The organism is Pseudomonas sp. Con_6 (assembly GCF_059379395.1).
Map to the genome: position 1 here is coordinate 849,111 of NZ_CM182011.1, position 12,028 is coordinate 861,138.

The following is a 12,028-nucleotide window of genomic DNA, read 5'->3' on the forward strand; positions in this document are numbered from 1 at the left end:
AACGCCAATACGAATTCCTGACCAGGACCTTTAGGAGCAGTTTGCAATGAATGGGAAACTCAACCGCCTGGTGGCGAGCGTCGGCGTGGTGATCGCCGCGCTGGCCGGGCAGGCGTCGGCCGCCGACACCACCGCGCCGTCGGACAACGCCACGGTCAACCTGATCCGCCTGCTGGTGCAGGAAGGCGTGCTGAAGAAAGAGCATGCTGCCGCCCTGATGCACCAGGCCGAGGCCGAGGCGCAGCAGGCCCGGGCCGCCGCGCGCCAGGCGCCGGCCGCAGCGGTGGCCGCAGTACCGGGGGAGGTGCGCGTGCCGTACATCCCGCAGACCGTGCGCGACCAGATCCGCGACGAGGTCAAGGCCGAGGTCATGAGCCAGGCCCGCAACGAGAACTGGGCGCAGCCCAATACCTTCCCGGACTGGGTGTCGCGCATCAGCTTCGATGGCGACATTCGCCTGCGTGACGAGTCGCGCTTCTACAACGATCAGAACAGCAACCAGATCACCGATTTCGCCAAGCTGAACCGTGACGGTCCGTACGACGTCAACCCGAACACCAACAACACCCTGCCACCGCTGCTCAACGCCCGCGAAGACCGCGAGAACTCGCTGCGCCTGCGTGCGCGCTTCGGTCTCAAGGCGCAGTTGGCGGAAAACTGGAGCGCCGGCATCCGTCTGGCCACCGGCACCGACAATGGCCCGGTGTCGACCACCCAGACCCTCGGTGGCGGCTTCAGCAAGAAGGACATCTGGCTCGACCAGGGCTATATCACCTGGAAGCCGTCCGAGCGCCTGAGCGTCACCGGCGGCCGGATCGCCAATCCGTTCCTGTCCACCGACATGCTGTACTCCCGCGACCTGGCCTTTGACGGTATCGCCGCCAACTTCCGCCAGCCGCTGGGCAGTGGTGTCGACCTGTTCGGTACCCTCGGCGCGTTCCCGGTGGAGTACAGCTCCGACACCTCGACCACCAACGGCTTCGACAAAGAAGGCAGCGACAACAAGTGGCTATACGGCGTCCAGGTCGGCGCGGCCTGGAAGCTCAATCAGCACAACAGCCTGACAGGTGCTTTGGCCTACTACCGTTTCGACGATATCGCCGGCACCCGCTCCGCGCCGTGCGAACCCTGGGCCGGCCAGCCGGCGTGCGACAGCGACGGTTCGCGGCCGACCTTCATGCAGAAGGGCAACACCCTGTTCCTGCTGCGCGACATCACCCTCAACCCGGCCGACCCGGCCAACACCCCGCAGCCGCAGTACGTTGGCCTCGCCTCGGAGTTCGACGTCCTCGATCTGAACCTGGTGTGGGACGCCGAGCTGCCGGCAGACTTCAAGCTGCGCCTGCAAGGCAACTACATCCGCAACCTGGCCTATTCGGAAGGCGACATGCGCAAGCGTGCGGCCGGGCAGTTCGCCAACAACATCGATGTCGACGGCAAGGTCGAGAGCGGCGGCAATGCCGGGATGGTCCAGTTCACCCTCGGCAATGCCTTCGAGATGCGCCGTGCGGGCGACTGGCAGGTGTTCGCTGGCTACAAGTACATCCAGCCCGACGCCCTGCCTGACGGCTTCAACGACTCCAGCTTCCACCTCGGGGGCACCAACGCCAAGGGCTACGTGATCGGCGCCAACTACGGCCTGGCCAACAACGTCTACGGCACCGCGCGCTGGATGAGCACCGACGAGGTGTATGGCGCGCCATTCGCCATCGACGTACTCCAGCTCGAGATCAACACGCGCTTCTAAGCGCGGGGAGGCAGACATGCAGATGCCCATCAACCGCTTGACCCTGATCGCCACCTTGCTCGGCCTTGGCCTGGCGACCCAGGCCGCTCACGGCGAAAGCATGGAGGAACGCTTGCGCGCCCAATTGCGCAGCACCACCCAGCAATTGCAGGCAGTACAGAGCGAGCAGGCGCGGGTGCGTGCCGAGCAGGCGGCGCTGGTCAGCCAGCGCGATGCCGCGCTGGCACAGGTGAAACAACTGACCGGTGAACGCGACCAGGCCCGCCAGCGCGCCGAGCAACTGGCCGGCGCCCACTCCGGTTTGCGCGAGCAGGCCAGTCAGCAGGTGGCGGCGAGCCAGGCCCAGGTCGGTAAGTTCCGCCAGGCCTACGACGAGCTGCTGACCCTCAGCCGCGGACGTGATGCCGAGCGGCAGAAGGTCCAGGCCAGCCTGCAGCAGCGCGATCAGGAACTTGCCAGTTGCACCAGCAAGAACCAGGAAATGTACGGGCTGGCCAAGGACATTCTGGCTGCCTACGAGAACATCGGCGTCGCCGAGACCCTGCGTATCCGCCAGCCGTTCGCCTCCGAGGCACGGGTGAAGTTCGAGGAACTGGCACAGCGCTACGGCGACGATCTCTACAAGACCCAGGTCGACGGCCAGGCCGCCGTGACCCAGGTCCAGCCTTGAAGGAGCAGTACCCATGAGCGAGACCGCACTGATCGAACAGGTCACCCCCGAGCAACTGACCGAGGTGCTGCAGGACGCCGGCTACCGGGTCGAGCGCAGTGAGCAGAACGGCGCCGTGCAACTGCTCAGCGCCAGCCAGGGCATCGGCTACGCGCTACGCCTGGGCAACCCGACCGGCACGCCGGGGCACTACTTCGACTACAGCTTCAGCTGCGCCCTGCGCCTGCAGGGCGACCTGCCCGCCGGCCTGACCGAGCAATGGAATGCCAGCCGGCGTTTCTGCCGGCTGTGGCAGCAGGGCGAGTTCCTGCTGATGGAGATGGACTGCGCGGTGACCGGCGGCGTGAGCCGGCAGTTCCTGCGTCACAGCTGTGAGCTGTGGGACCGTCTGCTGCAGGAGTTCGTCGCTTACCTGCGTGACTACAGCCGCCAGGCTGCCGAGCGCCGTGACGTGGCACAGGAGGCCTGAGGCGATGGTGAATCAACGGACCGGCGCGCTGCTCATCGCCTTGCTGAGCCTGACAGGCTGCGGCGCGGATATCCCGCCGCCGGTGGAGGCCGCCACCCGGCCGGCCAGCAGCGCCGCAGCGCTGGCCAGCCTGGGGACACAGAAGGTCGATGTCGAGGAACTGAAGGCCCTGCTGGCGCAAGTGCAGCCGCAGGTGCGTCAGCAGTTGCAGGAAAACCGTGGTGCGCTGGATGACTGGATGCGCGCGCGGCTCACCGAGAAGGCCCTGCTGGAGCAGGCCGGCGCCCAGCAGTGGGAGCAACGTCCTGAGGTACGTGAGGCCATCGATGCCGCCAGCAAGCAGATCATCCTGCGCAGTTACATGGCCTCGGTGAGCAAGGTGCCGGAAGGCTATCCGTCCGCCGCCGAAGTGCAGGCGGCCTACGAGGCCCAGCGCGCCAGCCTGGTGTTGCCGGTGCGTTACCGGGTCAGCCAGATCTTCATCGCCGCCAAGCCGGGTGACGAAGCTGTGGCGAAGCGGGTGCAGGCGCTGTATCGCAAGGCGCAGGCTGCGGACGCCGACTTCGCCGAACTGGCCCGCAGCAACTCCGATGACACGGCCAGCGCCCAGCGCGGTGGCGAGATCGGCCTGTTGCCGCTGAACCAGCTGATGCCGGCGGTTAGGCCAGCCCTGCAACAGATGAAGGACGGCGCCATCAGCGAGCCGCTGCGCACCGCCGAGGGTTTCCACATCCTCAAGTTGCTGGGGCGCGAGGAGGCGCGGGTGGCGACGCTGGACGAGGTTCGTGGGCAACTGGTCGCCGCGTTGCGCCAGCAGCGTCAGGAGCAGATCGCCCAGGCCTATCTGGCGGGGCTGGTGAATGACCAGACCTTGAGCATCGACGGTGCCGCGGTTGGCAAGGTACTTGGGGAAAAGCCCTGAAACACGGCAAGGAGCGAGCATGGAGCCAAGGGAAGGGCTGGGAAGCACGGCGGAGGAAGCGCTGTTGTACCTGCGGGTGATCGGACGCTGCGGCAGTTTCGTGCAGGCCGCGCGCAGCCTCGATATCAAGCCGACGCGTCTGCGTCGGGTGCTGTCGCAACTGGAGGCACAGGTCGGCCAGCCGTTGCTGTGCTACCAGAACAGCGCGGTGGAACTGACGCCCCAGGGGCGCGAGTGGCAGTCGTTGCAGGGCGTCGCGGCCCGTGACTGCCCGCGGGCGGCCAGTGCACCGGGCTGGCAACCGATCCGTCTGGTGCTGATGGAGGAATTGCTGCACGACATCTTTCTGCGTGAGTTGCTCAACCACCTGCGCCGCAGTGCCCGGTTGAACCTGGAGATCGTCGAACTGCGCGGGGCCTCGATGGAGGCCCTGCAGCATGCCGACATTGCCGTCTGGCTGAGTGACGACGACCTGCCGGAGCAGCCGGCGGACATGCGTACTCGACGGCTGGCCGGGGTGCATTACCAGCCACATGTCAGCAAACGCTATTCGCGTAAGCAGTCGCGGCCGGCAAGCAGCCTTGAGCTGAGTGATTTCCAGCTGGTGCAGTCGCGGGCTTACCTGCACAGCCAGAGCCTGATGCCGTGGAACAGCTACGTGGCGGCGCGAGAGAGCGGGGTGGTGGTGGTGCGCAGTCACGAGTTGCTGTTGCAGACCTTGCGCTGGGGGGCCTGTGTCGGCCTGTTGCCGCATTACGCCAGTCGTCTGGATCGCACCTTGGTTGGCTTGGGCGATCTGTTCGAGACGCCGATGCGACGCAACATGTTCCTCAGCGTGAGCAACCACAGCCGGCATGGCGCCGGGGTGGAGGAGGTGCTGGAGGTGTTGTGCAGTGCCTTCGAGTCGCGGCGGGAATGGTTTGCTTGAACGAACCCACGCCCGCAACATTCGCTATATTGAAAACTATACAGCGAAGGGCGTAGCCTGCTGCCGAAGTCGATCGAGCCGCGGAATATCCCCTGATGACGCAACGCACCTATCCCTATGTCGCCTGGCGCCTGACCCGGAATTTCCAGATCCTGCGGGTCGAACTGGTGGCGGGTGGCATCTACGGCAGCGGCTATGACCGCACCGAGACTGGCCACAGCTATCCGCTCAGCGAGTTGTTCGCCTCGAAAGAGGCTGCGCTGAGCGAGGGCGAGCGGCGCCTGGACGAGCTGGCGCAGGTATTGGCGAAGCGGCAGGTGAACCTGGAGCGCCGGCGGCGCGAACTGCATGAGCAACGGCGGACAAATTGCGTCTAGTCTTTATCGTCCTGGCACATGCCTTCGCGAGTGTTTATGGACGACCTATGAACGACGACCGCTTCGACCGCTTCCTGCGCAATGCCGTGGACGAATTGAAAGAAAAGCAGCAACGGCTGGAGTCCGAGCACGGGCTTGGCCGCTTTGTCCGATGGTGCTTCGACCAGGACGTCGGACTGCTGCAGATGTTCGATGGCGAGGATCGCAAGGTGGTCGAGGCCGACGTTATCTGCATTGGTAGCTATGCGGGCAACTCGAGTACCTGGAAGTGGGCCTGGAGCAACGATGCACTGCAGCCGCCGCAGCGTGAGAAGTCGCGACTGCTCAGGGCGCTGGGTGACCTGACCGGGGTGGACCTGTTCGTCGCGGAAAGTGCCTTCGCCATCGATGACGAACCCATGGCCTGGGAACTGGCGGCGATCAGCGTGAAATACCTGAATGCGCTGGGGGTGTACCGGGTGCCGCAGGGGCAGTTGAATTCGTTCCTGGCGTTGACGGGGGTCAGGCGGGTTGCGGCGCGAGCCTGCACCTAGTCAAAGGCGAGATGCGCTGGCTTTCGCGTGATCCGCAGATGTTTGACGATCAATAAATCGCAGGCATTAAAAAGCCGGCTTGTGGCCGGCTTCTCGGGGACAGTCTTGGCTGGCTTTTGGCAAGCCGCAACCGCCTTCAAATCGTTGGGCGACACACTGGGGTGTCTTGGGCGAGGGCTGTGTGAGGCCTCGCCCAGCCCCGAAACATGCAAACGGCAGCCGGGGCGGAGGTGGCGCGTAGCATACTGGGAATGACTCGCAATGCCCAGCAAAAAATGCATGGCACCGCTTCAGTCCGGCCGTTCGCTGCGAAATTGTGCCCACCAGAACACCCATCCCAACACTTCCAGCTGCTGTCCGCGAGACTGACTCGCACCGTAGTTCTCGCTGGGAAACCCTTCGCTGTCGTGGCTGTGCAGGCGCAAGACGCCGTTGCTGCGCTTGCTCAGGCTGTTGATGCGCAAGTGCCCGTTGTGCAACACCGCGTAGAGCTCGCCGTCGACCACCCGGGTCAGGCTGCGGTCGACGGCCAGTGGCGCGCCATAGGGGATCAGCGGGGTCATGTTGTAGTCGGGCATGCTCAGGGCAATCGCCTGGCCGGGGTCGACGCCAAGACGGTCGAGGGCCAGGCGTGGCAGACGCAGGTAGCGATTGTCGAGGGCGACCAGCTGGCGCCCGCGCCAGGTATGGAAGGCCAACTGCACGTCGCCCTCGCCGTGGCTGCTGAGGGCACTGTGGTCAGGCGGCTCGCGGGTCGATGCAGCATTGTCGCCGCGCTTGATCCGCGGTAGTGGCGTACTGTGCTTGGGGCCTTCGCCGGTCCGCAGCCATTTGCTGCGCACACACAACAGTTCGGCGATTTCATCGAGCCGGGCCTGAGGCACGCCGCGATGGAACCAGTTGTTCACATGCTGGGGAGTCACCTTGCGTTGCGCCGCGAAGTCCGAGGCGCTCAGGTTGCACTCGCTCAGCAGGGCTTTGAGTCGATCACCGGATGTATTCATGGAGATCGATTCTAGAAGCCTGGGACAAGGCTTCCTATAAACATTGGGTTGAGGTATTTCTGGATGCTGTTAGGGGGTGATTACAGCAGTTGCCGACATGATTGTAGGAAGTTTCTCTATTTATCCCGGCGCCCACGTGTTTGGATGGATCTGTCGGGGTGTCCAATAAAAAACCCCGCGAATGCGGGGCTTCTTCGTAGCAAGCAGGCTTAGCCTTTGTAGGCAGCAACCGACTTGGTGATCTCGGCACGGGCCGCGTCGGCGTTGCCCCAGCCATCGATCTTGACCCATTTGCCTTTCTCGAGATCCTTGTAGTTCTCGAAGAAGTGCTTGATCTGCTCCAGCAGCAGGGCTGGCAGGTCGGTGTATTCCTTCACGTCGACGTACAGCTGCGACAGCTTGTCGTGCGGTACGGCGATGATCTTGGCGTCGCCGCCGCCGTCGTCGGTCATGTTCAGCACGCCGACCGGACGGGCGCGAATCACCGAGCCTGGGGCGACCGGGTACGGAGTCACGACCAGCACGTCCAGGGGATCGCCGTCGTCGGCCAGGGTGTTAGGAATGAAGCCGTAGTTGGCCGGGTAGAACATAGGGGTAGCCATGAAACGGTCAACGAACAGGCAGTCGCTGTCCTTGTCGATCTCGTATTTGATCGGCGCGTGGTTGGCCGGGATCTCGATGGCGACGTAGATGTCGTTCGGCAGGTCTTTGCCCGCCGGGATCTTGCTGTAGCTCATTGGGCGTTGCCCCCGTGTTTGACCAAAAATTGGCCGCGATTATAGGCACATTCGGAAACGCTTGCCACGCCCGCCCCGATGCTTGACCGATTCACTCGGCGGCTTCTTTGTAGAGCGGATGACTGGCCTGGAGTTCATGCAGGCGTGCCAGCGGATCCTGGCGGTAGAAACTGCGCAACTGCCCGTAGACTGCGGGGTACGCCTCTATCAGCAGGTCGGGGGCAGTGAAGAAGTATTCGCTGGTGACGGCGAAGAATTCCGCCGGGTTTTCTGCGGCATAAGGGTCGATGGCGGTCTCGGCGTCGGGGTTGCGGTCGAGCTGGCGGTTGAGGTCGTCATAGGCCTGCTGCATGGCTTGCGCCCAGTCGCCGACGCGCATGTCGTCGTGCAGCGGTGGCAGGCCGTTGGCGCTGCCGTTGAGCATGTCCAGCTTGTGTGCCAGCTCGTGGATCACCAGGTTGTAGCCTTCCCAGCCGCCACTGGCCAGCACTCCGGGCCAGGCCATGATCACCGGGCCCTGTTGCCAGGCCTCGCCGCTGTGCTCGGCGTCCCATTCGTGCTCGATGCCGCTGCTGTCTCGATGGCGCTGTGGGCTGACGAAGTCGTCGGGGTAGAGGATCAACTCGTGGAAGCCCTGGTACCAGTTCAGTGCACCCAGGTGCAGCAGCGGCAACTGCGCCTGGGCGGCGAGGAACAGGCGCTCGGCGTCATCCAGTTCGACGCCGGGCAGGCAGGTCAGGTGCTTGTCGTGGAGGAACAGCACGCTGGTCTCACGCAGCCACAGGTCTTCGGCGTCACTGAGGCCATCGAGGATCGGCAGGCGCTCGCGTATCTGCCGCCACAGTTCGGGATCGATCGGATGCCGGGCGATCGTGCGGCGTCGGCGCCAGGCGCGCAAGCTCCACATGGGCGGCAGTCAGTGGGCCTTGGCCGGACCGCGGTTCAGGCGGCCGCGGACAACGCCGATGATCACCGGCACCAGCGACAGCAGGATGATGGCGACGATCATCAGTGACAGGTTCTGCTTGATGAACGGCACGTTGCCGAAGAAGTAGCCGAGGGTCACCAGGCCGCCGACCCAGAGGATGGTGCCGGCCACGCTGAAGCCGAAGAAGCGCGGGTAGGACATCTTGGCGATGCCGGCGACGAACGGTGCGAAGGTGCGCAGGATCGGCAGGAAGCGCGCCAGTGTCACGGTCTTGCCGCCATGGCGCTCGTAGAAGTCGTGGGTCTGCTGCAGGTAGTCGCGGCGGAAAATCTTCGAGTCGGGGTTGCTGAACAGGCGTTCTCCAGCCGTTCGTCCGATCACGTAGTTGGTGCTGTCGCCCATGATCGCCGCCAGCATCAGCAGGCCGCCGAGCAGTACCGGGTCCATGCCGCCGCCTGCGGCCACGGCACCGGCGATGAACAGCAGGGAGTCGCCGGGCAGGAAGGGCATCACCACCAGGCCGGTTTCACAGAAGATCACCATGAACAGGATCGCGTAGATCCAGGGACCGTAGTTGTTGACCAGCAAGTCGAGGTAGGTGTCGAGATGCAGAATGAGGTCCAGCGGGTTGAAATCCATGTACAGCACCTTGTTCAGGACCCGGATTCACGGGCTTGCGATGGCTGGCAGTGCGAAGCGTGAGCGCTACCTGCGAATGAGGTAAGAATTCACACGGGGCGAAGGAAGGCATTATACGGCGATGAGGGGATTCTGCTTACGCAGTTTGTAGCTGAATGTGCGGCAAGTGAAGGCGAGCGCTTACCTGGTGGGAGCGGGTTTACCCGCGATTGCCGTAGTGGATTCACCATCGCAATCGCGGGTAAACCCGCTCCCACAGGGTACGCGTCGTATTAATTGATCGGCAGCACGTAGCTCTTGAATTCGGTGTCCTCGCGGAACCCGATCGACTCATAGGTACGCATCGCCACCTCATTGTCGCTGCTGGTCGACACTCGCATGCGCACCGCGTTGGTTTCCTTGGCCATGCGCTTGGCCTCGCGCATCAGATGGTCGGCTACCAGCATGCGCCGGGAATCCTCGGCGACGTAGATGTCGTTGAGGATCCACACCCGCTTCAACGACAGTGAGGAGAAACTCGGGTACAGCTGGCAGAAACCCATCAGCTTGCTGTCGTCATCGTCCGGCAAGGCCAGGTAGATGATCGATTCTTCTCGTTCCAGACGCTTTTTCAGGAAGGCACGGGAGGTGTCCGGATAAGGCAGTTCGCCGTAGAACTCGCGGTATTTGACGAACAGCGGGGCGAGCAGGTCCAGGTGCTCGATGGTTGCTTGGATGATTCGCATAAGCAGGCCTCGTGTCTCGTAGGGAATGGCGGCGAATCTCGGGCAGCCGTCGCCCCAGATGCTGCCTAAAGCGGAAAAAAAGCGCAATCGACGCAAAAGTAGCCGTCACTCAGGACTTTCCAAGTAGGAAGTTTCCGTTTTGTTGCGTGTTTGTTTCCGATTCCAGGGTTTGTACCTGCGCTTCATCCTTCAGATTCACCCCCGAAAGCTGTCTGCGACAGGCTTCGCGCATCAGGTACACCAGGCGATGGGCGGCCATGCCGTAGCTCAGGCCTTCGAGGCGGACGTTGGAAATGCAGTTGCGGTAGGCGTCGGTCAGGCCGACTTTCGGGTTGAAGGTGAAATACAGGCCGAGGCTGTCCGGCGAACTGAGCCCTGGGCGTTCGCCGATCAGGATCACGGTCATTCGCGCACCGAGCAGCTCGCCGATCTCGTCGGCCACTGCGACCCGCCCCTGTTCCACCAGCATCACCGGCGCGGTGGACCAGCCATCGCCAGCGATCTGTTCTTCCAGGCGATTGAGAAACGGCAGGGTATGCCGGTGCACGGCCAGAGCCGACAGACCGTCGGCAACCACGATGGCCAGGTCGACCCCGCCCGGGTTGTTGCGCGCGTGCTCGCGCAGGACTTCGGCTGAGTCCTCATGCAGGCGTCGGCCCAGGTCCGGGCGCTGCAGGTAGTGATGACGGTCCTGGGCGGCGCTGTGCAGCAGCAGGCTGTCGCGGCCGCGCTCCTGCAGCTGCTCGCGCAGGCCGGCATGGTCGAAGGGCAGGTGCACTGCATCGCGGGCCTGGGCGTGGGCGAACTGGAAGTCCAGTTGCGGCTGGGTCGGCAGGCTGGTGCCGGCGCGGCCCAGGGCGATTCGCGCGGGGGTCAGGCGGCGCAGTTCCAGCCAGGGGTTGTCGGTGGGCGTCGGTTGCTTGTCCATGAGGTCGCTCGCTTATCCCAGTTGCGCCAGGGCCTGGCGGAAGGCCGGCGGCAGGTGGTCGCCGAAACGCACGCGGCCATCGGCCTGGGTGAAGATGCCGGTGCGTGCCAGCCAGGCCTCGAATTCCGGCGCCGGCTTCAGGCCCAGGGTCTGGCGGGCGTAGAGGGCGTCGTGGAACGAGGTGGTCTGGTAGTTGAGCATGATGTCGTCGGAGCCGGGGATGCCCATGATGAAGTTGATCCCGGCCACCCCGAGCAGGGTCAGCAGGGTGTCCATGTCGTCCTGGTCGGCCTCGGCGTGGTTGGTGTAGCAGATGTCGCAGCCCATGGGCACGCCGAGCAGCTTGCCGCAGAAGTGATCCTCGAGCCCGGCACGGATGATCTGCTTGCCGTTGTAGAGGTATTCGGGGCCGATGAAACCGACCACGGTATTGACCAGGAACGGCTTGAAATGCCGGGCGACCGCGTAGGCGCGGGTTTCGCAGGTCTGCTGATCGACGCCGAAGTTGGCGTTGGCCGACAGCGCGCTGCCCTGACCGGTCTCGAAATACATCAGGTTTTGCCCGAGGGTGCCGCGCTTGAGGCTCAGCCCGGCCTCGTAACCTTCCTGCAGGACGTTGAGGTTGATGCCGAAACTGGCGTTGGCCGCCTCGGTGCCGGCGATGGACTGAAACACCAGATCCAGCGGCACGCCGCGGTTGATGGCCTCGATCGAGGTGGTGACGTGGGTCAGCACGCAGGCCTGGGTAGGAATGTCGTAGCGCTGGATGATGGCGTCGAGCATCTCCAGCAGGGCGCAGATCGAGGCGATGCTGTCGGTAGCGGGGTTGATGCCGATCATGGCGTCGCCGTTGCCGTAGAGCAGGCCGTCGAGGATGCTCGCGGCGATCCCCGCCGGTTCGTCGGTGGGGTGGTTGGGCTGCAGGCGGGTCGACAGGCGCCCGCGCAGGCCCATGGTGCCGCGAAAACGCGTGACTACACGGATCTTCTGCGACACCAGCACCAGGTCCTGTACGCGCATGATCTTCGAGACCGCCGCGGCCATTTCCGGGGTCAGCCCCGGGGCCAGGGCACGCAGGCTGGCTTCGTCGGCCTGGTCGCCCAGCAGCCAGTCGCGCAGGCCGCCGACGGTCAGGTGACTGACCGGGGCGAAGGCCTGCTTGTCGTGGGTGTCGATGATCAGCCGGGTGACTTCGTCGTCTTCGTAGGGAATCAGCGCTTCGTTGAGGAAATGACTGAGAGGGATGTCGGCCAGGGCCATCTGCGCGGCGACCCGTTCGCCATCGTTGCTGGCCGCGACCCCGGCGAGGAAGTCGCCGGAGCGGGCCGGGCTGGCTTTGGCCATGACCTCTTTGAGGCTGTCGAAACGGTAGGTCTGGTTACCCGCCGTGTGTACGAAACTTGCCATACGCAATCTCCAGG

The 12,028-nt window shown here is 64.2% G+C and carries 14 protein-coding genes; 7 read left to right on the top strand and 7 right to left on the bottom strand.

Annotation, left to right across the window (positions count from 1 at the left end):
- The first annotated feature begins 46 nt into the window (after positions 1-46).
- The 7 genes from AC5QPF_RS03900 (at position 47) to AC5QPF_RS03930 (ending at position 5,646) form a co-directional block, all read left to right on the top strand.
- The gene (locus AC5QPF_RS03900) at positions 47-1,747 is read left to right on the top strand and encodes a putative porin (RefSeq protein ID WP_494962081.1); all 1,701 of its coding nucleotides are present in this window, start codon (positions 47-49) and stop codon (positions 1,745-1,747) included.
- A gap of 16 nt (positions 1,748-1,763) precedes the next feature.
- Positions 1,764-2,417 (top strand): DNA repair protein, encoded by a 654-nt coding sequence (locus tag AC5QPF_RS03905; protein ID WP_494962082.1) that lies wholly within the window; start codon positions 1,764-1,766, stop codon positions 2,415-2,417.
- Positions 2,418-2,430: 13 nt separating this feature from the next.
- Complete coding sequence (locus AC5QPF_RS03910) at positions 2,431-2,886, top strand: YbjN domain-containing protein (RefSeq protein ID WP_494962083.1); 456 nt, start codon at positions 2,431-2,433, stop codon at positions 2,884-2,886.
- A 4-nt stretch (positions 2,887-2,890) separates the two neighbouring features.
- On the top strand, positions 2,891-3,808 hold the full coding sequence (locus AC5QPF_RS03915) for a peptidylprolyl isomerase (RefSeq protein ID WP_494962084.1): 918 nt from the start codon (positions 2,891-2,893) through the stop codon (positions 3,806-3,808).
- 19 nt (positions 3,809-3,827) lie between these two features.
- Positions 3,828-4,736, top strand: a complete 909-nt coding sequence (locus AC5QPF_RS03920; RefSeq protein WP_494962085.1) for a LysR family transcriptional regulator — start codon at positions 3,828-3,830, stop codon at positions 4,734-4,736.
- A 95-nt stretch (positions 4,737-4,831) separates the two neighbouring features.
- Positions 4,832-5,113 carry a hypothetical protein gene (locus AC5QPF_RS03925; RefSeq protein WP_494962086.1) on the top strand — a complete coding sequence of 94 codons (282 nt, stop codon included), beginning with the start codon at positions 4,832-4,834 and terminating at the stop codon, positions 5,111-5,113.
- Positions 5,114-5,160: 47 nt separating this feature from the next.
- Positions 5,161-5,646: a DUF6882 domain-containing protein gene (locus tag AC5QPF_RS03930; RefSeq protein WP_494962087.1), complete on the top strand. Its 486-nt coding sequence runs from the start codon at positions 5,161-5,163 to the stop codon at positions 5,644-5,646.
- Positions 5,647-5,936: 290 nt separating this feature from the next.
- Here AC5QPF_RS03930 and AC5QPF_RS03935 read toward each other — a convergent pair whose 3' ends face one another.
- From AC5QPF_RS03935 to AC5QPF_RS03965, 7 genes are all read right to left on the bottom strand, one after another.
- A complete protein-coding gene (locus tag AC5QPF_RS03935) occupies positions 5,937-6,650 on the bottom strand; it encodes a S24 family peptidase (RefSeq protein WP_494962088.1) in 714 nt (237 codons plus the stop codon).
- A 209-nt stretch (positions 6,651-6,859) separates the two neighbouring features.
- Positions 6,860-7,387: an inorganic diphosphatase gene (ppa, locus tag AC5QPF_RS03940; RefSeq protein WP_458975054.1), complete on the bottom strand. Its 528-nt coding sequence runs from the start codon at positions 7,385-7,387 to the stop codon at positions 6,860-6,862.
- Positions 7,388-7,478: 91 nt separating this feature from the next.
- Positions 7,479-8,294 carry a zinc-dependent peptidase gene (locus AC5QPF_RS03945; RefSeq protein WP_494962089.1) on the bottom strand — a complete coding sequence of 272 codons (816 nt, stop codon included), beginning with the start codon at positions 8,292-8,294 and terminating at the stop codon, positions 7,479-7,481.
- Between the two features lie 9 nt (positions 8,295-8,303).
- Positions 8,304-8,954 carry a DedA family protein gene (locus tag AC5QPF_RS03950; protein WP_494962090.1) on the bottom strand — a complete coding sequence of 217 codons (651 nt, stop codon included), beginning with the start codon at positions 8,952-8,954 and terminating at the stop codon, positions 8,304-8,306.
- 272 nt (positions 8,955-9,226) lie between these two features.
- Complete coding sequence (locus AC5QPF_RS03955; RefSeq protein WP_494962091.1) at positions 9,227-9,679, bottom strand: GNAT family N-acetyltransferase; 453 nt, start codon at positions 9,677-9,679, stop codon at positions 9,227-9,229.
- Between the two features lie 109 nt (positions 9,680-9,788).
- Complete coding sequence (gene eutC, locus AC5QPF_RS03960) at positions 9,789-10,607, bottom strand: ethanolamine ammonia-lyase subunit EutC (RefSeq protein ID WP_494962092.1); 819 nt, start codon at positions 10,605-10,607, stop codon at positions 9,789-9,791.
- Between the two features lie 12 nt (positions 10,608-10,619).
- Complete coding sequence (locus AC5QPF_RS03965; RefSeq protein ID WP_494962093.1) at positions 10,620-12,014, bottom strand: ethanolamine ammonia-lyase subunit EutB; 1,395 nt, start codon at positions 12,012-12,014, stop codon at positions 10,620-10,622.
- Positions 12,015-12,028 lie beyond the last annotated feature (14 nt).

Coding starts and splice junctions, on each gene's coding strand:
- AC5QPF_RS03955 (WP_494962091.1), bottom strand. CDS start 9,679: ATGCGAATCATCCAAGCAACCATCGAGCACCTGGACCTGCTCGCCCCG.
- AC5QPF_RS03965 (WP_494962093.1), bottom strand. CDS start 12,014: ATGGCAAGTTTCGTACACACGGCGGGTAACCAGACCTACCGTTTCGAC.
- AC5QPF_RS03900 (WP_494962081.1), top strand. CDS start 47: ATGAATGGGAAACTCAACCGCCTGGTGGCGAGCGTCGGCGTGGTGATC.
- AC5QPF_RS03950 (WP_494962090.1), bottom strand. CDS start 8,954: ATGGATTTCAACCCGCTGGACCTCATTCTGCATCTCGACACCTACCTC.
- AC5QPF_RS03935 (WP_494962088.1), bottom strand. CDS start 6,650: ATGAATACATCCGGTGATCGACTCAAAGCCCTGCTGAGCGAGTGCAAC.
- AC5QPF_RS03905 (WP_494962082.1), top strand. CDS start 1,764: ATGCAGATGCCCATCAACCGCTTGACCCTGATCGCCACCTTGCTCGGC.
- eutC (WP_494962092.1), bottom strand. CDS start 10,607: ATGGACAAGCAACCGACGCCCACCGACAACCCCTGGCTGGAACTGCGC.
- AC5QPF_RS03930 (WP_494962087.1), top strand. CDS start 5,161: ATGAACGACGACCGCTTCGACCGCTTCCTGCGCAATGCCGTGGACGAA.
- AC5QPF_RS03945 (WP_494962089.1), bottom strand. CDS start 8,294: ATGTGGAGCTTGCGCGCCTGGCGCCGACGCCGCACGATCGCCCGGCAT.
- AC5QPF_RS03925 (WP_494962086.1), top strand. CDS start 4,832: ATGACGCAACGCACCTATCCCTATGTCGCCTGGCGCCTGACCCGGAAT.
- AC5QPF_RS03920 (WP_494962085.1), top strand. CDS start 3,828: ATGGAGCCAAGGGAAGGGCTGGGAAGCACGGCGGAGGAAGCGCTGTTG.
- AC5QPF_RS03915 (WP_494962084.1), top strand. CDS start 2,891: ATGGTGAATCAACGGACCGGCGCGCTGCTCATCGCCTTGCTGAGCCTG.
- AC5QPF_RS03910 (WP_494962083.1), top strand. CDS start 2,431: ATGAGCGAGACCGCACTGATCGAACAGGTCACCCCCGAGCAACTGACC.
- ppa (WP_458975054.1), bottom strand. CDS start 7,387: ATGAGCTACAGCAAGATCCCGGCGGGCAAAGACCTGCCGAACGACATC.